Annotated in this window: 21 protein-coding genes; 8 read left to right on the top strand and 13 right to left on the bottom strand. The window is 71.0% G+C overall.

Features of this window, described 5'->3' with window-relative positions; translation table 11 throughout:
* Window positions 1–57 precede the first annotated feature (57 nt).
* A complete protein-coding gene (locus ACT53U_RS15815; protein WP_476156684.1) occupies window positions 58–807 on the bottom strand; it encodes an SDR family NAD(P)-dependent oxidoreductase in 750 nt (249 codons plus the stop codon).
* 109 nt (window positions 808–916) lie between these two features.
* Here ACT53U_RS15815 and ACT53U_RS15810 point away from each other — a divergent pair, with 109 nt between their 5' ends.
* Window positions 917–1,804, top strand: a complete 888-nt coding sequence (locus ACT53U_RS15810; RefSeq protein WP_476134054.1) for a LysR substrate-binding domain-containing protein — start codon at window positions 917–919, stop codon at window positions 1,802–1,804.
* Window positions 1,805–1,814: 10 nt separating this feature from the next.
* On the opposite strand, the gene ACT53U_RS15805 is transcribed toward ACT53U_RS15810, so the two are convergent.
* The 8 genes from ACT53U_RS15805 to ACT53U_RS15770 all read right to left on the bottom strand — a co-directional run bounded on the left by ACT53U_RS15805 (window position 1,815) and on the right by ACT53U_RS15770 (window position 11,662).
* A complete protein-coding gene (locus tag ACT53U_RS15805) occupies window positions 1,815–2,216 on the bottom strand; it encodes a hypothetical protein (RefSeq protein WP_476156682.1) in 402 nt (133 codons plus the stop codon).
* Between the two features lie 224 nt (window positions 2,217–2,440).
* Window positions 2,441–3,208, bottom strand: coding sequence for a hypothetical protein (locus ACT53U_RS15800; protein ID WP_476156680.1), 768 nt, complete (start codon window positions 3,206–3,208; stop codon window positions 2,441–2,443).
* Window positions 3,205–3,978, bottom strand: coding sequence for a S1 family peptidase (locus ACT53U_RS15795; protein WP_476156679.1), 774 nt, complete (start codon window positions 3,976–3,978; stop codon window positions 3,205–3,207). Before ACT53U_RS15795 ends, ACT53U_RS15800 begins: the two co-directional genes overlap by 4 nt.
* A complete protein-coding gene (locus ACT53U_RS15790; RefSeq protein ID WP_476156678.1) occupies window positions 3,975–4,472 on the bottom strand; it encodes a glycine zipper domain-containing protein in 498 nt (165 codons plus the stop codon). Before ACT53U_RS15790 ends, ACT53U_RS15795 begins: the two co-directional genes overlap by 4 nt.
* Before the next feature lie 28 nt (window positions 4,473–4,500).
* Window positions 4,501–8,136: a tubulin-like doman-containing protein gene (locus ACT53U_RS15785; protein ID WP_476156676.1), complete on the bottom strand. Its 3,636-nt coding sequence runs from the start codon at window positions 8,134–8,136 to the stop codon at window positions 4,501–4,503.
* A gap of 34 nt (window positions 8,137–8,170) precedes the next feature.
* Entirely contained in the window at window positions 8,171–8,650 is a 480-nt protein-coding gene (locus ACT53U_RS15780) for a hypothetical protein (RefSeq protein ID WP_476156674.1), read from the bottom strand.
* Between the two features lie 25 nt (window positions 8,651–8,675).
* Complete coding sequence (locus ACT53U_RS15775) at window positions 8,676–10,280, bottom strand: hypothetical protein (protein ID WP_476156672.1); 1,605 nt, start codon at window positions 10,278–10,280, stop codon at window positions 8,676–8,678.
* Window positions 10,253–11,662 (bottom strand): hypothetical protein, encoded by a 1,410-nt coding sequence (locus tag ACT53U_RS15770; protein WP_476156670.1) that lies wholly within the window; start codon window positions 11,660–11,662, stop codon window positions 10,253–10,255. Before ACT53U_RS15770 ends, ACT53U_RS15775 begins: the two co-directional genes overlap by 28 nt.
* Before the next feature lie 456 nt (window positions 11,663–12,118).
* Between ACT53U_RS15770 and ACT53U_RS15765 the strand changes: the two genes are divergently transcribed.
* The 4 genes from ACT53U_RS15765 (at window position 12,119) to ACT53U_RS15750 (ending at window position 15,453) form a co-directional block, all read left to right on the top strand.
* On the top strand, window positions 12,119–12,676 hold the full coding sequence (locus ACT53U_RS15765) for a sigma-70 family RNA polymerase sigma factor (protein ID WP_476156668.1): 558 nt from the start codon (window positions 12,119–12,121) through the stop codon (window positions 12,674–12,676).
* Window positions 12,673–13,362, top strand: coding sequence for a hypothetical protein (locus tag ACT53U_RS15760; RefSeq protein WP_476156666.1), 690 nt, complete (start codon window positions 12,673–12,675; stop codon window positions 13,360–13,362). Before ACT53U_RS15765 ends, ACT53U_RS15760 begins: the two co-directional genes overlap by 4 nt.
* Before the next feature lie 36 nt (window positions 13,363–13,398).
* Entirely contained in the window at window positions 13,399–14,955 is a 1,557-nt protein-coding gene (locus ACT53U_RS15755; protein WP_476156664.1) for a S8 family serine peptidase, read from the top strand.
* 201 nt (window positions 14,956–15,156) lie between these two features.
* On the top strand, window positions 15,157–15,453 hold the full coding sequence (locus tag ACT53U_RS15750; protein WP_476156662.1) for a hypothetical protein: 297 nt from the start codon (window positions 15,157–15,159) through the stop codon (window positions 15,451–15,453).
* An 81-nt stretch (window positions 15,454–15,534) separates the two neighbouring features.
* Here the strand turns inward: ACT53U_RS15750 and ACT53U_RS15745 are convergent, their stop codons facing one another.
* The gene (locus ACT53U_RS15745; RefSeq protein ID WP_476156660.1) at window positions 15,535–15,852 is read right to left on the bottom strand and encodes a hypothetical protein; all 318 of its coding nucleotides are present in this window, start codon (window positions 15,850–15,852) and stop codon (window positions 15,535–15,537) included.
* Between the two features lie 37 nt (window positions 15,853–15,889).
* Between ACT53U_RS15745 and ACT53U_RS15740 the strand changes: the two genes are divergently transcribed.
* The gene (locus ACT53U_RS15740; RefSeq protein ID WP_476156658.1) at window positions 15,890–16,258 is read left to right on the top strand and encodes a hypothetical protein; all 369 of its coding nucleotides are present in this window, start codon (window positions 15,890–15,892) and stop codon (window positions 16,256–16,258) included.
* Here the strand turns inward: ACT53U_RS15740 and ACT53U_RS15735 are convergent.
* On the bottom strand, window positions 16,181–17,197 hold the full coding sequence (locus ACT53U_RS15735; protein ID WP_476156656.1) for a hypothetical protein: 1,017 nt from the start codon (window positions 17,195–17,197) through the stop codon (window positions 16,181–16,183). The genes ACT53U_RS15740 and ACT53U_RS15735 overlap by 78 nt on opposite strands.
* A complete protein-coding gene (locus ACT53U_RS15730; RefSeq protein WP_476156654.1) occupies window positions 17,197–17,904 on the bottom strand; it encodes a lysophospholipid acyltransferase family protein in 708 nt (235 codons plus the stop codon). The genes ACT53U_RS15735 and ACT53U_RS15730 overlap by 1 nt, the downstream gene beginning before the upstream one ends.
* A gap of 143 nt (window positions 17,905–18,047) precedes the next feature.
* Between ACT53U_RS15730 and ACT53U_RS15725 the strand changes: the two genes are divergently transcribed.
* Window positions 18,048–18,329 (top strand): acyl carrier protein, encoded by a 282-nt coding sequence (locus ACT53U_RS15725; protein WP_476156652.1) that lies wholly within the window; start codon window positions 18,048–18,050, stop codon window positions 18,327–18,329.
* Entirely contained in the window at window positions 18,326–19,540 is a 1,215-nt protein-coding gene (locus ACT53U_RS15720; RefSeq protein ID WP_476156650.1) for a beta-ketoacyl-[acyl-carrier-protein] synthase family protein, read from the top strand. The genes ACT53U_RS15725 and ACT53U_RS15720 overlap by 4 nt, the downstream gene beginning before the upstream one ends.
* Window positions 19,541–19,547: 7 nt before the next feature.
* Here ACT53U_RS15720 and ACT53U_RS15715 read toward each other — a convergent pair whose 3' ends face one another.
* Window positions 19,548–21,209 carry an ATP-binding cassette domain-containing protein gene (locus ACT53U_RS15715; RefSeq protein WP_476156648.1) on the bottom strand — a complete coding sequence of 554 codons (1,662 nt, stop codon included), beginning with the start codon at window positions 21,207–21,209 and terminating at the stop codon, window positions 19,548–19,550.
* Window positions 21,210–21,235 lie beyond the last annotated feature (26 nt).

Raw genomic sequence — 21,235 nt, 5'->3', positions numbered from 1 at the left:
CGAGACCGTTCGGGCGGGGTCCGGCGGAGCGATCGTCGCCGTGTCGGGACGATCCGATCAGTGGATCAGCATGCCGCCGTTGACGTCGATGACGTTGCCGGTGAGGTAGCCGGACAGGTCCGAGGCCAGGAACAGGTAGATGTTGGCCACGTCCTGCGGCACGCCGAGGCGGTTCAGCGGGATGCCCGCGAGGATTTCGACGCGCTTCTCGTCGGAGATCTTGCCGGCGTTGATGTCGGTCTGGATCAGGCCGGGCGTCACGCAGTTGACGCGGATGCCGTCGGGGCCGAGCTCGCGGGCCATCGCCTTGGCGAGGCCGAGCACGCCGGCCTTGGCGGCCGAGTAGTGGGCGCCGCCGAGGATGCCGCCGCCGCGCTGCGCCGAGACCGACGACATGCAGGCGATGGCGCCCTGCTTGCGTTCCTTCATGTGCGGGATCACCGCCTGCGACAGGAACAGCACGCCCTTGAGGTTGACGTTCTGGATGCGGTCCCAGTCGGTCTCGGTGATGTCCCACACCTTCACCGGCTGCGTGATGCCGGCGTTGTTGATCAGGATGTCGATCTTGCCCATGACCTTCAGGGCCTCGGCGATCGCCGCGTCGCAGGACGCCTTGTCGGCGACGTTGCAGCCGATGCCGACGTGACCCGGGCCGAGGCGGGCGGCGGCGGCCTTCGCGCCATCCGTGTCGAGGTCGAGAATGACGACTTTCGCTCCCTGGTCGGCGAAAGTCCTGGCAGTGGCGAAACCGATGCCACGTTCGCCCGCGGCACCCGAAATGACGGCAACTTTGTCTTTGAGAAGCATGTTTTCACACCCTGACCGAGTTATTGGTTGGGCGGAGTGTGGTCGTGAGCCCGGAAAATGAAAAACACAAAGATTGCATCTATGGGTGAACTGGGTTCATGTATCCCACATGAAACCACTCCCGCTCTCCGGCCTCCAGGCCTTCGAAGCCGCTGCCCGCTCGGGCAGTTTCCGCGCCGCCGCCGAAGAGCTCGGCATCTCGGCCAGCGCCGTCAGCCATGCGGTGCGCAAGCTCGAGGATCTGCTCGGGGCGATCCTGTTCGAACGCGAGGGCCGCAGCGTGCGGCTCAATCCGGTGGGGACGATCCTCGCCTCCCACGTCGGCCGCGGCTTCGACGACCTGCGGCAGGGCATGGAGATGGTCGGCACACGCTCGACCAACCTGCTCAGGCTGCACTGCGCGCCCTCGATGGCGGCGCAATGGCTGACGCCGCGCCTCACGCGGCTCAGGCGTGACCTGCCCGACCTCGAGGTGCGGCTTTCCGCCTCGGCGGAGTACCACCGCTTCCAGACCGACGAGATCGACGCCGACATCTCCTACGGCCCGCCGCGGGTCGAGAGCATGGCGAGCATTCCGCTCGGGCTGGAGCGGGTCTGCCCGCTGTGTTCGCCCGAACTCGCCGCCACGATCACCAAGCCGTCGGACCTGCTCGACCACATCCTGATCGAGAGCGAGCGCAAGCGGGTGCGCTGGGACCGCTGGTTCGCCGCCAACGGCCTCGCCCCGCCGCGGCCGCGCGGCTATCGCTTCGACCGTTCGTTCATGGCGATCGCCGCGGCGGTCAACGGCATCGGTGTGGCGCTGGAATCGCTGCGCTTCGTCGAGGCCGAACTCGAGAGCGGCCGCCTCGTCGCCCCCTTGCGCGGCATCTCCAACGACATCGAATACACCGGCCACTATCTGGTCTTCCCGTCGACGTCGAAGCCGAAGCGCGCGGTCAGGATGTTCGCCGCCTGGCTGATGAGTGAGCTCGGCCTGCCGCCACCCAATCTGTGAGGCAGAGGCTTCAGCGGGCGAGGAAGGTGACGGTGGTCTCGCGGTCGACGGCACGGATCTCCAGTGAGCCGTCGGCGAGGTCGCCGAGCGAGAGGGGCGGACCGTCGACGATCATCGGTCGGCCGCCGGCGACGCGCACGCGGATCGGCCCGTCGCCGGCGACGGTGAAGGCACGCCCCTTGCCGACGGCGTCGGCGAGGCGAACCGGTGTCCATTCGCCGCGGCGCGCGACGACCTCGATCCTGCGCTCGGCCGTCGAAGGACCGAAGAGGCCACTGTTCCAGACGAGCGCGACGACGACGAGCAGCACCACGACGGAGACCACCATCACCACGGCGGCGGCGTGCCGCGTCGTCCGGGGCGCCGGACGCTTCTTCGTCACGATCTCGCCCGGCGTCTCCTTCTCGACCACGGACGTCCTCTCGACCCGACCCACCATCTCCGAAGGTGGATCGATGCGGCGGGGCTTCCCCGACTCGGCCACCGCCTCGGCCCGCGGAACCGGACGTTCGAACTCGGTCCCGCATTCCGGGCAGTAGCGGAACAGCCGCACGACGACCGGCCGCTTCTCGGCGCAGAGAGAACAGGGTTGGGCGGCATCTCGCATGGTCTTCGATGTCCTCGTCGGCGCGGCGGTCAGGTCCGGCCGCAGGCGATGGTGCCGACCGGCGTCGGCGGCGAGCAGGCGGTGCGGCGGCGCGACCGGTCGAGCGCTGCGCCGGTGAGGCGGCCGAGATCGACCGCGTTCGGCAGGTCGCGCCAGCGCGTCTCCCGCTCGTCGGCGAGGAAGGTGCCGACGGCGGCGCGCAGGTCGTCGTCGGACGCCGCCTCGGTTTCGAGGTAGCGCAGGGCGACGAGATCGCCGCAGGCCGGTCGATAGTCGGCGGCGCAGAACGGCGGGCGGACGACCGGCGCCGGCCGCGGCGCGAGCGAGGCGACGGTCGGACGCGGCGGATCGGCACAGACCATCGTCGGCGGCGGCGGACTGTCGCGCTGGATCTCGCGGAAGTTGACGATCTCGGGTTCGACCGCGGTCCAGTCGCCGTTCGGGCGACGGCACCAGCGACCGGTGCCCTTCATGATGAAGCGAACGCCGCTCGCCTGGACCCTGTCGTTGGCGTTGTTGACCTGAAAGGCGAAGCTCCGACAACGCACGTCCGCGGTCCCACTCTCGACCTCGCGACAGGCATGGATGCCGATCATGTGGGTCCGGACGTTGACCGCGACCACGGACTGAGCGCAGTCGGGGCGCTCCAAAACGAGGGAGAACTCTTGCTGGATCCGGGCATAGGGCAGATCGGGGATGCACCACGGTGTCTCCAGCGCGACGCTGGTCCCGTCGGCGGCGACGGCGGATTGCGCCGCGAGCAGCGCGAGGGCGGCGAGAACGGTGGTCGATCTCATCGCGAGCACCCCACGCGCAGGACGAAGCCGCGGGCGGCCTCGCCGCGCGGGTCGCGACCGGACGGCGGCGCGGCGCGACGGCCGTCCGCCGCCGGGGCGTCGGTTCGACGATCGATGGACGGAGCGACGTCGGGGCGGACGTCCATGTAGAGCAGGAAGCGCCGCAACACGTCGGACGGCACGGCGAGCACCGAGGCCTCGGATCCGGTCCATTTGGCGACGATCATGCCGAGCACCGCGCCGGCCTCGTCGACCACGGGACCGCCGGAGAAGCCCTTGGGCGCGGCGCCGTCGAGGTCGAGCAGCGGCACGGCGACGCGTTCGACTCGGATGCCGAGCACCTCGGTCGCCCGTGCATTCGGATCATCGCCGATCACACCGTGCTTCTCGGCATGGCCCCACAGGACCGCCGGGTGATCGGCGACGGCATCGGCGAAGACCGGTCGCGGCAGATCGCGCAAGGACGGGACGTCGAGCAGCGCCACGTCGTGGCGGGTGTCGAGGCCGAGCAGCGACGCCGTCCCGCCGCGACCGCGGTGGCGCGCCCACACGGTCGGGCAGCCGGCGACCACGTGGGCCGCCGTCAGCACCTTGCCGGCACCGACGTGAAAGCCCGAGCCGCTCGGCACCATGCCGCGTGGCCAGACTTCGCGGAGTGCCGACGTATAGGAGGCGCGCGGATCGAAGGTCTCGGCGCCGGCGGCGGGGAGCGCCGCCGACGCCAGGACCACGACGATCATCGCCGCGCGAGACGGGCTGGACCGGGTCAATAGAGGCCGTCCGCACTGACGCAGTTGGTGTGCTCGCCCCTGAGCGGCTGGCCCATCTCGTGCTTGAAATAGAGCTCATTGAAGTCGGTGCAGCTCTTGCCGTTCTGGGTGTAGGTGCGCGTCGCGACGAACTCGCCGCGGTTGCCGGTCGCCGGATTGGTCCAGGCGCGGCGGACGTGGCCGGTCTTGTTGCGGGCCTGTTCGGCGAAGGCGGCTCGCATCGCCGCATCGCGGGCGGCGCGGTCGCGCTCGTCCATCTGGCGACCGATCTCGCCGCCGATCAGGGCGCCGCCGAGACCGCCGATGGCAGCGCCGACGAGGGCGCCGTCGCGACCGCCGATCGCCGAACCGATGACCGCACCGGCAGCGGCACCGCCGAGCCCGCCCATCAGGGCGCCGGTCTGCTGCTTGGGTCCGGTGGTGGTGCAGCCGGTCAGCGCCAGCGACGAGGTGACGAGAAGAACGCCGGCGAGGCGCGAAGACTTGGAAGGCATGGGACTGTCCTTTCGATGGGAACGACGATCAACGGGAAGGCGGCGGAGGCGGGGGCGGAGGCGGCGGAGCGACCACGAAGAGGCCGGCCAGCACCGTCGTGCCGGCGGCCACCCAGGCCGCCCCACCCTCGGGGCAGACGAGGGTTCCGCGGGCGAGCGCGCCTGAGGCGGCCATCCGCGCCAGAGCCTCGCCGTCGAACGGGCCGGTCGGCGCATTGGCGGCATCGACCACCCACCAGCGCGCGGCGGCGACGGGCGGTGGCGGAGGCGCGAAGGCCGGCGCGGCGGTGGACACGGGTTCGCCGCGCAGCAGCCGTTCGATCACCTCGGGGCGGAAGCCCGCGACCCTGATCCGCCGCTTGTCGGCGGCGCGCAGGGCGATGTCCTCGCCGGGATCGCGGTTGACCTCGCTGCCGTCGACGTCCTCGACGCTGCCGGGGATGGTCTCGGTCCACTGGCCGAGGGCATCGGGGGCGAGCAGGCGGGCGATGGCGTCGTCGGCCGTCAGGTCGGTCTCGAAGCGGGGATGGCGCTTGGCGCTCCTGTCGAGGAAATAGGTCTCGAGTTCCTGGCAGACGTGGTGGGCGAGGCCGCCGAGCCGGGATTCGCGCTTGTCGATCTCGACCCGGCGCGGAGCATAGGCGCGGTCCGCCGTCCACTTGGCGAGCGCGGCGAGCGCCAGCATCTGCGACGAGGTCAGGCCGTCCTCGAACTGGCCGACCTGCTCGCGCAGCTTCGCTTCCTGCGACAGCATGAAGTTGGAGCGGCGGATCTTGCGTTCGCTGCCGGCGCGATGCCAGTCGTTGGGACGGATCTGGATGCGGTAGTTGCCGTCTTCGGCGCGCACCAGCAGGCCGGCGATCACCGCCTTGACGAAGAGCGCGAGCTGGGCGCGCTGGCGCTCGATCTCCTCGACCTTGGGGACCACCGGCGCCGGGAACTGCTCGTAGTCCTTGTGGTTGTGGAGCGGGATGGCATCGGGGCGATGCATCTCCTCCTCGTAGGCGCGGCGCCACTCGCCGCGCAGCGGGTCGATCAGGTCGAGCGGGATGCCGCTCAGCTCGCAGTAGCAGACGATCTTGCCGCGGACCGAGGTCTCCTCGTAGCCGACGGTCTTGACGCCGACGCGGGCCGGCAGGCTGGCGGCGATCTGCGGACCGAACTCGCGCTGGAACTCGGCCTTGTCGTTGACGGCGATGATCAGCTTGTACTGTTCCTCGCCGAGCTTGAGTTCGTCGCGGTCGAAGCGGGCGTCGATCCACGGCATGGCGCGCTGGATCATCTTGCGGAAGAGCTCGCGGCGATCCTCCTCGGGGATGGCCCTGAGCGCGTCGGTGCAGGAGGTGATCTTCGGCAGGTGGCGGGCGAGGCGACGGTTCGATTCCTCGATCACCATGTTGATGATCCGCGCCTGTTCCTTGTCCTCGAGCAGACGGCGGAACAGGCCGCGCGACCCGCCCTCGCCCTTGAAGGCCTCGCGACCCCACAGCAGCAGGTCGTCGGAGGCGACGGCGATCTCGATCTTGCGGTCGGCGATGGTGAAGTAGGTGCCGCCGTCGGGCCGGCGGATGACGTCGTCGACGCGGTCGATCTGCAGCTGGACGTTGGCGAGCAGGCGCTGGACGGTGGCGCGGCCGCGCAGGAACTCGCCGACGAGGCCGGTGCCCTTGCGCTCGTTGGTGGTCGCGTCGGTGCCCTTGGGCGCGCCGAGACGCTCGCAGACCTCGTGCAGCAGGATCTGCGCCTCGCCGCAGGCTATCGCCCGGAGCCTGAGCCGCAGGATGTCGCCGACGTCGTACTGGGCCTGACCGAGGATGGTCTCGGCCATCGAGCGGTTGGAGCCCAGCGACAGGAACCGCGGCTGCGCCGCCTCCTGCAGCCGCTTCAGGCTCGGAATGTAGTTCTGATTGGCGATCTCGTTGGCGAGATTGGCGTATTTCTTCTCCGCCTCGGCCAGACGGGCGATCGCGCCGCCCGATCCGTCCTCGACGGCGCGGACGATGTCCTCGATCAGCGCGATGGTGTAGTCGAGGCCGCCGCGCTCGTGGTCGTCGACGTAGCGATAGAGCAGCGCCGGCAGGCCCTCGTCGCCTTCGCCGACGAGGCGGGCGGTCAGCTTCTCGCGGTTGAGCTTGATCTCCTCGCCGCGCGGGCCGTAGGCGACCTGCTGGCCGGGGCGGCCGTCGACGTCGACGCGGCGCTGTTCGAACACCCGCTCGACCTCGCGCGGCCAGGCGGCGTGATCGGCGAACTCGAGCCGGATGCGGTCGATGTCGCGACCGACGTCGATCACCAGCGTGCCGTCGATGCGGCCGTTGTCGTCGCGCATCAGCAGATGGTCGACGAGGGCGAATTCGGCGATCGCCATTTCGGTCTGACCGACGCCGATCTCCGGGATGTCCTGGAAGGCGGTCGAGGCGAGGTGGAGGTTGTTGCGCAGGAAGGCGTCGCGCTCCTCGGCCTGGACGGCGTTCTGCCGGGCGTTCTGCAGAACGCCGAAGAAGGCGGCGATCATGTCGCGCGTCACCTCCTTCACCGACTTGTCGTATTCGAGCGCGGTGGTGGTGTTCAGCGTCGACTGGCCGACGCTCGAATAGCCCTTGTAGAAGGAGAAGGCGGTGTCGCCCTGGGCCGCCCAGATGCGCGGCGCGTAGGGCCGCATCTTGAACTGCTGCTGGTTGACGCCGATCGAACGCTTGCGCCGCGCGAAATCGGAGTTGCCGAAGTCCTCGAACATGATGTCGGCCACCATGTCGAACACCACGTCCTTGTCGCCGGTGAGATCGCCGGCGACGTTCTTGGTATCGATCAGATAGACGTCCTTGAACGGCCGCTCGACGCCCTCGGGGCGATCGCGGTCGGTCCAGCGGCCGACGTAGGGGGCACGGCGGTCGCCGCGCATGCACATCTCGAGCTCGGACAGCGCGGCATAGCCGTTGGCGAAGACGCGACCGCGATTGGCGCCCTGGAAGCCGCCGGGCAGCAGCAGGAAGAGGTCGACGTCGGACTGCGGCGCCAGCCGCAGGCTGGAGGCGAGATAGCCCATGTCGATGAAGCCGCCCGAACCGGTGCCGCCGGCGACCGAGGCGAGCACGACGATGCGCAGCGTGTTGGGCTGGATGGTCAGGCCGAGACGCTGGAGCTGGTCCTCGCGGTTGACGTTCTGGAGGATGCGCTGGCCGCCGTCGACCATCGAGTCGCGCAGGCGGGTGAATTCCTGGAAGAACAGCAGGCGCGAGATGGCGCGGACCTGGCCGGCGCCGTGCTCGGCGTTGATGCGCGACAGGTCGGTCGCCGGCATCCATTCGGCGATGTTGGCCTGATGGCGGGCCTCGTCGCGGTAGTAGACGAGGTCGACCTTGTTCTGGATCGCCTCCTTCGGGCTGAAGGCGACGAGCTCGGACAGCGGGTCCTGGCGCTGCGACTTGTTGCTCTCGACCGCGGTGTTGGTGTCGGTGTCGAAATAGAGGAAGGCGGCCGGCGGGAAGTCGGCGAGCGACGACAGGCGGGAACCGTTCCAGTCGGCCTGGAGGATCCGCCGCCGCAGCCTGAGCGCGATCTCCATGCCGGTGCCGCCGACCGCGACGAAGAGCGTCGGCCGGACCTCGACCGTGCGATCGGCGCCGCGCGGCCCGAGTTCGATGTTCGGTACGTTGGTATTCATCGTTCCGCCCCCTTTCGCCGAGGCCCGAGTGAGGTCACCGCCGCGTCTTCAGGGCGCGGGCGAAGAGGTAGATCGTCGCCACCAGGAACAGCGCCGCGACCGCGCCGGCCGGGCCGTAGAAGACGACGAGCGACCACCAGCGGCCGAGCGTGCCGACCAGCACCATCAGCGTGGCGAAGACGATGAAGAACCACGCCATCCAGCCGGCGGCGTTGGCGGCCGAGGGCGTCGCGCGGCGGGCGACGAGATGGCGGGCGATCAGCGATTTCGGGATCAGCGCCACCAGCGCCACCAGGATGGTCAGGCAGGCGATCACCGCGATGTCGAATCCGTTGAAGGGCAGGCGGTCCCAGCCCATGCCGCGGTCGGCGGGAACGCCGGTCGAACCGCCGACCGACGGGGTGGTCACCGCCTTGAGCGGCGTGGTGCCGTTCGACGGCGGCAGCACGGGCGCGAGCGGCGCCGGCACCGGCGGCGTGGTCTTCTGGGCGAGGAGGATCGGCGTCTGCGTCATGTCGGCGTCTCCGGAACCGGCGGGTTCATGTCAACCGGGTGGCCCGCGCGCTCTTCTCGCCGAACAGACCGCCCTTGACGGTCCAGGTCCGGCCGGAGGCGGCGGTGTAGGTGGTGCGTTCGAAGGGGCGCAGGTTCAGCTTCACGCGCTGTCCGTCGAGGTCGACGATCTGCGGCCGCCGGCGGGCGAAGTGCGCGACGGTCAGAATCGATGCGATCAACGCGACGATCGCGGCCAGGAGCTGAAGGATGGTCTCCTTCGGATAGGCGTTGGCGGCGAAGTGCAGCGGCAGAACGCCGTCGGACCGCGGGATGCGGTTGCCGGCGAGGAAGATCTGGGGCACCGCGAGATCGTCGGCGGAGGGACCGCCGACCGCGGCCGCGTCGCCGAGGAAGACCCGGCGCAGGCGTTGCACCGCCTCCGGCTCGCGCTCGACGTCGATGTCGGCGACCTCGAGCCGCAGGCTGCCGCTCGAGACGAAGGCCTCGGACACGAGCTTGCTGCCGTCGTCGGGACGCACGGCGGAGAAGTCGAGCGAGACGGTGATCTCCCGCGCCTCGCCCGGGGCGATCGCCTCCACCACCGCCGGCACGACCGAGGCGCGCAGTTCGGCCCTGGCCGCGGATTCGTCGGGCTGCCAGGCGAGCCTCAGCGCCGCGCGGCGCACGACATAGGGGTAGATCGTGTTCTGCAGCGAGGCGCGCAGCACGAGCGGCGCGGCGCGGCCGACCTCGGCGCCGCCGACGAAGACGTTGCCGTCGCGATCGAGGCCGACGTCGATCTTCTCGTCGACCTGTTGCGGCTCGACCACCAGGCGCAGGGCCTCGCGCTCGAGCGGCCGGACGCGGAAGACGCGACCGAACTCGGCGATCAGTTGCGGGCGCTCGACGACGTGGTGCAGGAGTTTCAGGCCGACGTCGCCGAAGGCGATGCCGTAGATCATGAAGCCGGTGTCGCGGCCGAAATGCGGGCGGGTGGCGCTCTGAGCCGCCATCTCGACCGGCAGGGCGACGACGCCGGTGGCACCGAGCTCTTCCCAACCGCCGCTCAGGCGCTTCATGAAGGCGGCGGAAGAGGCGAAGACCTCGCGCGCCGCCATGGTGCCGATCGGCGCGTTCTTGTTGTTGGTGACGATCCAGACGATGCCCTGCGGTTGATCGCCGAGTTCGATGATGCGGGCCCGCAGCAGGGCTTCCTCGAGGAAGGCGTTGGCGAGCCCGCCGGTGTCGTTCTGCGGGATCGCGACGGCGGCGAGGGCACGGCGGACGCCGTCCTCAGACCAGAGCGCCAACGTCGAGGTCTCGACGCAGCCGTCGACGGGGAAGAGGAGGCGCGGCGAACAGCCGTCGGCCCGCTTCTCGGCCTCGCGATGACTGTTGAAGCTCGCCACGGCCATCGGCCAGGCATCCTGACGGGTCAGAGCGACGAAACGCTCGATCCGTCGCTGGAACGCGCCGCCGGTGTTGTTGATGTAGCCGTCCATCCAGCCGCTCGCCTGGACGAGGTAGACCTGCCCCGCCGCGGCGACCGCCGGCGCGGGCGACAGGACGACCGAGACGAGGGCGAGAACCGCACCGGCCAGGAGGCCCGCAAGGGCCCCGATCAGACGCGACAGGCGACGATGATGCATCGTGTGTCCTGACTGCTGGCGAGGAAGAGGTGGTCGGCGAAGAGGAAGGCGCGGGCGTCGTGGCGGTTGGACCAGGGCAGGATGCCGCTCCTCAGCGCGTAGAGGCCGTGGCCGGCGAGCGAGAGCAGGCGGAACTCGAAGCCGCGCGGCAGGTGGACGTTGCCGCCGGCCATGACGTCGTCGGGGTCGATGCCGGCGGGCAGATCGCCGACGGCGACCAGCGAGGCGTCGCTCCACTCCAGAAGCGGCACCGCGAAACGGCCGTCGAAGGCCTGCACCACGACGCGGACGCCGTCGTGCGCCGTCGGCCGCTGGCAGAAGTCCGCCCCCTGGAGGGTGAAGGAGCCGCCGCTCACCTGATAGCCGGAGACCGGCGCGTATTCCTGCACGCCGGTCGAGATCTTGGCCCAGGCCCACCCCGCCTCGGTGGCGCCGAACTGCCAGGAGCGCCCCTGGACGTCGACGTGGAGGTCCAGGTGGGCGGCGGCGCGAAAACCCGGTCGCCAGGCATGCCAGGAGGCGGCACCGGCGGTGGCGTGGAGAAAGCCGTTCGCACCGACCCAGACGACCGCCTCGTCGGCGAGGACGTGCGGCCGGCCGAGCGTCTCGTCGGTGCCCTCGCCGGCGACGGGGCGGAAGCGCCATTCGCCCTTCTCGCCTTCGCCGCGCAGGGCGAGCCGCATCATGCCGTCGCTGCAGACCGGCCAGACCACGTCCTCGCCGATGCGCGTCGGGGCACCGCAGGCGCCGTCGCAGGGCGCGACGTCGCGGCGGCACTGGTCCTTGGCGAAGGAGGCGACGACGAAGACGGGGCGGCCGTCCGCGACCGTGGCGAAGCCGCGTTCGCCGGCGACCACGCCGTGCCGGTCGCCGGGCAGGAGACGGCCGAGCGAAAAGGGATAGGGGCGGCCGACGATCTCGCCGTCGGTCGGACCGGCGAAGAGGTCGTCGGTCGCGAACCACTCGATGCGACCCTCTTCGTTCAGGGCATGCAGCACCGCGGTCCGACCGCAGGCGAAGAAGTCTCGATGCGCCTTGGCGAAACGGACGATGCGCCGCTCGACGTCGTGCAGGGCGTCGAGCATCGGACGGCGGGGCGCGACGAAGGGCGAGCCGAAGGGCGACGGGGTCGGGCGGGGCGGCAGTTCCCGGCGATCGTAGGGCGAGAAGCGGAACCCCGGCGGGAAGGGACCGCCGTCGGCGGCGGTGCCGCTCAAGGCGAACCAGCACAGGCGCGGATCTTCCGGTGCGAGCTTCTCGGTGCCGAAGAACAGCGCGTCGACACGCTTCGGGCCGAAGGAGAACTCGAGGCTTCCCGCCCCGACCCAGCCGGCGGCGGCAGCGGGAATGCTCCAGTTGCTGTGCGTCGCGTCGATGCCCACGATCCCGAAACCCCATGACGGGGCCGTTTCAAGAGGCATGGCACGAGCGTTCGCGGAAACCGGCGTTTCGCCGGCCGCGTCGCGCGCATCCCCCTGATACAACCCCCTTCAACCCACGCTAGAGTCGCATTTCTCTCGATCAGCAACTTTAACGAAATATTGATCAAATGGCTCGTCGCGAGTCAAGCGTCGGCGGCGACCTCCGCATGCGACATTCGCCGCACTACTCGTATTGCGTGTATTCCGGGTGTGATCCGGTCGGTCACCGCCGGCGCGCCCGCCGGGGCCGAAAATCGGAGTCGCGGCGCGGGGCGGCTGCGCTTATCGTCGGGGATGGGCGCGCGACGACGGCCGGCGGCGGGGGCTTCGCCGATCGGTCGACTTTTCGCGAAAGAGGATTGAACCGAACGGCGGGCCGGCGCGACCCATGGTCGAACGGCCCGTGTTGGACCGGACATGACGACGAGCGACGAGGACCTTCTGCGAAGAATCGCCGCGGGCGACCAACTGGCGATGCGAGTCCTGTTCTCGCGCCATCAGACGGCCGTCTTCCGTTTCGTGCTGCGGCTCGTCCGCGACGAGACGGTGGCCGAAGACGCGGTGTCGGAGACCTTTCTCGACGTCTGGCGTCAGGCCGGAGCCTTCGAGGGACGCTCCCGGGTCTCGACCTGGCTCCTGTCGATCGCCCGCTTCAAGGCGCTCTCCGGTCTCCGGCGTCGCCGCGAGGCGGGGCTCGACGAGGAGAAGGCGGCCGAGATCGAGGACGAGGCCGACACGCCCGAGGTCGTCTCCCAGAAGCGGGACAAGGGCGCCGCCATCCGCCTCTGCATGGAGCGGCTGACGGGCGAACACCGCGAGGTCCTCGACCTCGTCTACTACCACGAGGCCTCCGTCGAGGAGGTCGCGAAGATCGTGGGCATCCCGGAAGGCACGGTGAAGACCCGTCTCTTCCACGCCCGCAAGAAACTCGCCGAGCTGCTCGCTGCAGCCGGCATCGATCGAGGTTGGCCATGACCCAGACGGCTCACGACAAGGGACGCGGCGAGATCGAGGATCTCCTGCCCTGGTACGCCAACGGACGGCTCTCGGCCGCCGATCGCGGTCGCGTCGAGGCCGCGCTGGCCGACGACGCCGAACTCGCCCGCCGGCTCGACCTCGTCCGCGAGGAGATGGCCGAGGCGATCACCCTCAACGAGGCGATCCGGCCGCGTTCGACCGCCGCCTTCGACAAGCTGATGACGGCGATCGCCGCCGAGCCGCGCCCGGTGCTGCCGCTGGCGGCGGTGAAGTCGGGCCTCGTCGAACGGATCGGCGAGCGGATCGCCGACCTCCTCGCCGGGCTCGCGCCGCGCCGGCTCGCCTACGCGGCGGCCGCCGTGGTGGCCGTTCTCGCCGTCCAGTCGGCGGTGGTCGGCGGCCTCCTCGGCACGCGCTCGGCGAGCGGCGGATACGAGACGGCGTCGCAGGGCACGGTCGCGGTGACGGCCAAGGGGCCGACGCTGCTCGTCGCCTTCGCCCCCGAGGCGCGGATCGACGAGATCGGCGCCCTCCTCAAGCGCCACGGCGCGAGCCTCGCCGAGGGGCCGAAGGCCAACGGCTTCTGGCGTCTGGCGCTCGCCGAGGGCGGCGACCCGGCCGCGGTCGCTGCGGCGCTGAAGGCGGAAGGCCGCCTCGTCACCTTCGTCCAGGTCGCGCCGTGACGCGCGGCCGGCAACCCGTCGAGTGGAGATCGAACGATGCGCGATGTCTCGGGTCATCCGACGAACCATCCCGGCGTCCGGCGCCGGCGAGGCATCGCCCTCGCCGGCGTCGTCGCGATCGCGGCCCTGCTGGCGGCGACGCCGAACGCCCTCGGCCAGTCCGCCGGACCGTCGAACACGGGTCCCTCCAGCAATGCCGGCAGCCGCTCGGCCGACGGGGGGCAACTGCCCAACGGCGCGGTCATCCTCCACGGCCTGCCGCACAACGAGCGCTGGGAGGAGGACTACGTCCAGCGCCGGACGCGGCGGGTGATCGTCATCGAAGACGACGAGGACGATCCGCCGATCGTGCGGCGGCCGCGACCGCGGGTCGAGGCGCCGCGCCGGGCGGCGACGCGCGGGCCGATCGTCACCCTGCCACCGGCGGGCGAGACCCGCTACGTGCCGGGCGAGGTGCTGATCGAGGCGAAGAGCACGGTCGACGTCGCCCGTCTCGCGGCGCGGCGTGGTCTGCGCCTCGTCGAGAGCCGGCCGATCCGCCTGACCGGCACGACACTCCACCGCCTCGCCGCACTCGACGGCCGCGGCACGCGCGAGAGCCTCGAGCGGCTGAAGAGCGAAGGCACCATCGCCTCGGCCCAGCCGAACTGGATCTACACGCTGCAACAGACGGCCGCCGCGCCGAGCGAAGCGGTCGCCACCGCGCCGGCACCGGCACCGGCCCTGACCACCGCGGCGACGGGCGAGGCCTCGACGGCTCCGCTGCCCGGTCAGTATGCCGCCGCCAAGCTGCAGCTGGACGCCGCCCATGCCAAGGCGCAGGGGCGTGGCGTGCTGGTGGCGGTGATCGACACCGGCGCCGACGCCGGCCATCCCGAGCTCGCCGGGGCGATCGAGGGGAGCTTCGATGCGCTTCCCGGCGTCGATCCGACGCCGGGCGCCCACGGCACTGCCATGGCGGGGGCGATCGCCGCCCGTGTGCGGCTGTCGAGCGCGGCACCGGCGGCGCGGCTGCTGACGGCGCGGGCCTTCGGACCGCCGGGCGCGCGCGGCGTCGCCGAGGGCGTCACCTTCAACGTCGTCACCTGCCTCGACTGGTCGGTCGAGCAGCACGCACGCGTCCTGTCGATGAGTTTCGCCGGGCCGGCCGACACGTTCCTGGCGCGGATGATCCAGCTCGCCCGTTCGCGCGGCGTGGTCGCGGTGGCCGCCTCCGGCAATGCCGGGCCGCAGTCGGCGCCGCTCCATCCGGCGGCGACGCCGGGCGTGGTGGCGGTCACCGCCTCGGATGCCGACGACCACATCCTGCCGCAGGCCGTCCGGGGCAACCACGTCGCCGTCACGGCGCCGGGCGTCGACGTGCTGGTGCCGGCCCCGCACGGCGGCTACGACCTGACGACCGGCACCTCGGTGGCCGCCGCCGAGGTCTCGGGCGTCGTCGCGCTGCTGCTCGAGGCGCGGCCCGACCTCGCCCCCGACGCGGTCGGCCGCATCCTGACGGAGACCGCGATCGATCTCGGCGCGCCGGGACGCGATCCGGTCTTCGGCGCCGGTCTGGTCGACGCCGCCGCCGCGGTCGCCCGCGCCCGCTGACGCATTTCTCGCGCCGATCCACGATCCGCCCGCCGCCCCCGCGGCGGGCGTCGTCGTTCCACGGCGGATTTCCGCCGTTTCTCGGCCGCCGTGCGAAAAGACGAAAAAATCGACGTCGGACATGAACCCGATCTCCGCCCGGCGCGACCCATGGACAAGAAGGCCATGACGGTGCCTTCCCCGGACCCCGAGGAGAGAGCCATGTTCCAGTCGAAGAAGATCCTGACCGCCGCCCTCGTCGCCACCACGATCGCCGTCGCCGGCGTCGCTTCGGTCGGCACCGCCCAGGCCTTCCCGCCGCCCCACCCGCATCACCACCACGGCGGCCCCGCCTGGGGCTGGGGCGTCGGTGGTCTGGCCACCGGTCTGGTGATCGGCTCCGCGCTCGCCCAGCGCCCCGTCGCCTACGAGGAACCCGTCCGCCGCTGCATGATCGTCGAGCGCGTCAACCGCTGGGGCGACGTGGTCGGAACCCGCCGGGTCTGCCGCTACGAGTGACCCGATCCTCCCCCCCTGCTCGCGATGGCGAGGTCCGCTCCCCCCGGCGGACCTCGTCGTCGTTCGTGGGGGTCCGGTCGGTCAGTCGAGCTTCAGCACTTCCGGCTCGGCCGACGGTTCGACCGTGCCACCGGGGATCGGGCGACGGCGGGCGGGGACCGCCACGACGTATTTCGCACCGTCGGAGCAGACCACGAGATTGGGCGTCAGGCCCTTGGCCCTCAGCTCGGGATAGCCCTCGACCGGATCGCTCGCCGTCACCTTCGGGCAGGTCCAGCCCTTGGCGACGACCAGTTCGCCGTGGCGGGCGAGGACGAATTCGCGCGGCGGCACGACGTCGGCCATGGCAGACCCCGCGGTCGCGGCGAGGACGAGAAGGGTCGGGACGATCGTGCGCATGGAAGCCTCCGCATCGGGTGTCGTGTTAGCCTAGGTCATGGACCTCGGCCTCGCAAACCTCACCGCCGTTCAGGGCGGCGCACTCCTCGCCTCGATCACGATCGAAGCCGCCGTCGCCGGCCTCGCCGCACGGGCGACCGGATGGGCCGCACCCGGCCGGGCGGCGCTCGTCGCCGTGGTCGCGACGCTTCTCACCCACCCCTTCGCCTGGAACGCCGTCCTCGCCTTCGCCGAACCGGAGACCTGGGGGCGGGTCGTGCTCACCGTCGAGATCGCCGTCGTCGCGGTCGAAGGCGTGGCGCAGGCGATCGGATCGCGCTGCAGCCTGTCACGCGGTCTCGCCCTCTCGGCGCTCGCCAACGGCGCTTCCGCCGGCTTCGGCCTCGTCGTCGACGCTTTCCGCTGAGACGGACCCGAGCATCAGCATCATCACCGGGATCTCCAGCCAGGCGTGGATCAGTGCCGCGAGCCCGTAGAGGCGGCGGGCATCGGGGAAGTCGAAGCGGAAGAGGGCGAGCAGCACGAGGCCGCACGCCGCGAGCACGCCGGCGAAGACCGCCGGCCGCGGCCAGGGGATGCGGCCGCGGGCGTTCGCCGGCACGAGACGCGGCAAGAGGTGGATCACCGCGCCGTAGTGCATGGTCTGGGCGAAGACCGCGGCGGCAAAGAGATCGACCGCACGAGATCCGCCGGCCAGCGCCGGAGCGACGTAGACGCCGAGATGGTTCTCGATGCCGCCGGCCCCGAGCGGCGACAGATCCGGTAGCCACAGGCCGAGCCGATCGGCGAGGTCGGCGGGGAGCCCCGTGACGATCAGCGCCGGAACGAACACGAAGGGCAGCGCCCAGAGCGCGAGGCGGCGGGTGCGTTCGGCCTTCGGCGTCACGTCGAGGACGAGCGCCAGCGGCGTTCCGTTGTGGGCGACGGCGAAGAGGAGGAGCGTCGTCGCCGGAGCGAGGACGGCGCCGGCGGCGAGCGCGAGGCCGATCGCGGCGACGCCCGCGCGGCGACGCCGCAACAGGCCGAGGCAGGCGAAGACCAGACCGGCGCCGCACAGCAACTCGGCACCCGCCGCGACCGGCGGCGCGAGGAGACCGGCCCAGCCGGCGATCCGGGCGAGGAGCGCGCCGGCGAGAAGCAACACCAGCGCCGGGCCGATCCGGGCGAGGCGGCCGGAGAAGCGCAGGTCGACGAAACGCAGCTCGGCGAGGACGTGCGGCAGGCCGAAGGCGGCGAGCGTCACGGTGTAGACGGCGACGGGGGCGGCGACCGAGGCGGCGAAGCTCGCGGCGATGGTCGCGACGATCGCGAAGCGGCCGAGCGGGGAGAGAGTTCCTGCGCGCATCACCCCTCCCCTCGACCGGCCGCGCCGAGGCGCGTCGCCAGCTCGGCGACGAAGGCGCGGCGGTCGAGACCGGCGGGGATCGGCTCGCCGATCACCACGCGGATGGTGCCGGGGAACTTCAGCCAGGTGTCGGGCGGCCAGCAGCGGCCGGAATCGAGCATGACCGGCACGCAGGGCACGTCGAGGAGCTCGTAGAGCGCGCCGACGCCGGGCTGGATGCGGTCGCGGCCTTCCGCCTGACGGGTGCCCGATGGAAAGATCAGCAGGCTGCGGCCGGCGGCGACGGTGCTCCGGGCCGCCTCGAAGGCGGACTTGAGGGCGGCGATGTCGCCACCGCGGTCGATCGCGATGTGGCCGGCGCGCCGGGCGACGAGGCCGCCGAGCGGCCAGGAGAAGATCTCGCTCTTGGCGAAGGCGGCGGGGTCGTCGAGGATCAGCGGCAGGAACAGCGTCTCCCAGGCCGACTCGTGGCGCGATGCGACGAGATGGGCACCCTTCGGCAGGTGCTTCGCCCCCTCGACCCGCCAGTCGATGCCGACGATCACCCGCAGGAGCCAACCGAAGAGGCGGAAGAAAGCGACGAGGAAGGGGCGCGACGGCCGTCGATCCGGGATCAGCAGCAGCGGCGCGAAGGGCAGGAAGACGATCACCGCGCCGACCGCGGCGACGTGGAAGAGAACCGAGCGGACGACGACGGCGGGAGCCATTTCCGCTTCCTTTCACGGGCATCGCCGGCCGGTCGATCGCGGCGCGCGTACGATCCCTGATCGACGACCTGTGTCCTTTGCAGAGTCGTTCGCTTGGCTTAAGACAGATTCGACGGATCTGGAACTGCCTGCGGGGTGTTGTCATGGCCGAAACCGCCGAACGGGACGAAGATCTACGGCGTCGGCTGCTCGCCATCGTCGCGGAAGAAGGCATGGTCGGCGATCGTGTCATCGACGACGACCAGCGTCTCGACGATCTCGGCATCGCCTCGGCCGACTTCGTCATGATCCTCATGGCGATCGAAGAGAAGTTCGGCGTCTACGTGCCGGTCGACGAGAAGCTGACGGAGGCGAAGACGGTGGGCGAGCTCATCGACGTCGTCACCGGCCACATCGAGGCGCATCGTCGGCAGGAGGCGTCGTGAAGCCCGTCGCGATCACCGGTCTCGGGGCCGTCTCGGCCTGCGGCATCGGCGTCGAGCCCCTGTGGACCGCCGCCCGCGACGGCCGGAGCGCCGTGGTCGACGTCGCCTTTCCGCGCATCCATCGCCAGCAGGTCAAGCGCGCCGCCCGCATCGCCGAGGCAGACTTCGCCGCGCTCGCCACCGACGCCAAGCCACGTTTCCAGGACCGCACCGCCATCCTGGCGCTGGCGGCGGCGCGCGAGGCGATCGCGCAGGCCGGCCTCGGCGCTGGCGACTTCGGCGCGCGCTGCGGCGTCGTGGTGGGCTCGGGCTTCGGCGGCGCCGAGACGCTCGAGCGCAACTACGTCCGCTTCGTCGAGGCGCCGGCCGAGCGCTCCGACCCGATGGCGATCCCCAAGATCATGACGAGTTCGCCGGCCTCGTGGATCGGCATGGAATGGAAGGCGACCGGGCCGACCTTCTGCATCTCCACCGCCTGCGCCTCGGCGACCCAGTCGATCGCGCTCGCCGCCGATCTGATCCGCGCCGGCGTGGTCGATCGCTGCATCGCCGGTGGGGCGGAATCGCTGCTGGTCGACGGCGTCTTCGCGTCCTGGGAGGCGATGCACGTCATGACGACGGGCGTCTGCCGCCCGTTCTCGCGCGAACGCACCGGCATGGTGCTGGGCGAGGGCGCCGGCATCGTCGTGCTGGAGGCGCCCGAGGCGGCGCGGGCGCGCGGTGCGACCGTGCTCGCCGAACTGGTCGGCCAGGCCAACACGTCGGACGCCGCCGATCTTCTCAGGCCGGATCCCGCGGGCGCCACCGCCTGCGTGCGCGGCGCCGTGATGTCCAGCGGGCTCGATCCCGAGCGGATCGGCTACTGCAACGCCCACGGCACCGGCACGATCGCCAACGACGTCACCGAGACCCAGGCGCTGCGCGAGGTGTTCGGGGCGGCCTTCGACGGGCTTCTGGTCTCCTCCACCAAGCCGATCCACGGCCATGCGCTGGGTGCCGGCGGGGCGCTCGAGCTGATCGTCACGGTCGAGGCGCTCCGGGCGCAGATCGCGCCGCCGACGATCGACTTCCTCGGCATCGATCCCAAGATCGGCTTCGAGCCGGTGCCGCACGTCGCCCGGGCCTTCTCGGCCGACGCGGCGATGTCCAATTCCTTCGCCTTCGGCGGCATCAACGCCGCGCTGGTGGTGGCGCTGCCCGGCCGGGCGTGAGCGGCGATCACTCTCGGTGCGTCGCGGCCTCGGCGTCCGGCCGCCCGTGTTCCTCGACGGCGACGATGCGACCGTCGGCGAAGCGCACCAGCCGATCGCACCACGGCACCCAGGCGAGGTCGTGGGTGGTGACGACCACCGTCTTGCCGCGCGCCTTCAGCTCCGGCAGCAGCTCGCGGAAGAAGAACTCGCGCTTGCCGGGGTCCTGATCGGCGACGAACTCGTCGAGCACGACGATGTCGCGGTTCTCCAGCATCACCACCGCCAGCGCCAGCCGCCGCCGCTGACCCGACGACAGTTCGAGCCGGGTGAAGGCGCCGTCGTCGTAGTCGGTGACGCCGTCGAGACCGAGGCGGCGCAGGATCTCGCGGGTGTGTTCGGGATCGACGTGGGCGAGGCCGAACAGGCGATAGAACAGGTGGAAGACGGTGAAGATCGCCGAGAAGCGGTCGCGATGGGCGGCGCGGTCGGCCTCCTCCACCGGCACGCCGTCGACCAGGATGCGGCCGCCGTCGATGTCGATCAGACCGGTCAGGACGTTGAGGAAGGTGGTCTTGCCCGAGCCGTTGTCGCCGACCACCAGGACGATCTCGCCGCGCTTCAGCTCGAAGTCGATCGGACCGAGGGCGAAGCCGGTCTCGCCGTCGGCGCCCCAGCGGGCGGTGACGCCCTCGAGCGTCAACGTGTCGAACGGCGCGGGCATCGGCCGGTCGTCGGGGACCGGCGTGGCGCAGGCGCGCAGTTCGGCGTCGAGCTCGTCGATGCGGCGGAAGGAGACCATCGCCCTGAGGAGGCCGGGGATCTGGCTGACCACCGCCTCGAAGGGGCCGAGCGAGAACAGGATCACCGTCAGCAGGCGAAAGACCACCGTGCCGTCGCCCTCACCGAGCCAGGGCACGAGGAAGACGACGCCGCCGACCAGCACGAACTTCAGCGACTGCACCACCACTTCGCCGGCGGCGTAGCGCCGTTCCATGCGGATGGTGGTGTCGCGCGCGGCGCCGACGGTGTCCTCGACCTCGCCGGCGAGGTCGGCGCGACGGGGGCGATGCAGCTTCAGCTCGCGGAAGCCGGCAATGACGTCGTTGACGCGTTCGAAATAACGGATCTCCAGAGCGCGGATGTCGCGCGCCAGCCCCGAGATCGCCCGGCGCTGGAGATAGTAGCCGAGGATGCCGCCGGCCATCACCACCACGGTGAAGACGGCGACCGGCACCGACATCAGGAAGATCTGCGGCAGCGCCACGGCGAGGAAGACCACCGCCGGGAGGAACTCGAGCAGCGTCCGGCTGATCTGGGTGACCACCTGAACGTCGGTGGTCATGATGTGGTAGAGGCTGCCGTGCTCGCGGCTCTGGACGAAGATCGGCGGCGTCTCGAGCAGGTGCCGGGTGAGCCTGAGGCGCAGCGCCGCCGCCATGCGCGCCACCATGGTCTGCGCCATCACCGGATAGACGAGGTGGAGCACCGCATAGGCGGCGAGCGTCGCCAGGAAGACCGGCAGCCAGAACGAGAAGAAGTTCGGCTTGCCGACGTCCGAGGCGGCGGCATTGGTGACGATCAGCAGCGCGTCGCGGGTGAGGCCGGTGACGACGGCGAGGCCGATCACCGGCAGGGGCATGCCCTTCGGCGCGTTCCTCCACAGGAAGGAGAACATCTTCCCCAGCATCGCCACCTCGCGGCCTGCCCCAACGC

It is taken from the genome of Pinisolibacter sp. DMC19 (assembly GCF_056313985.1).
The sequence above is the reverse complement of the archived record's forward strand: the minus strand, read 5'-3'. Positions and strand labels throughout refer to the sequence as shown.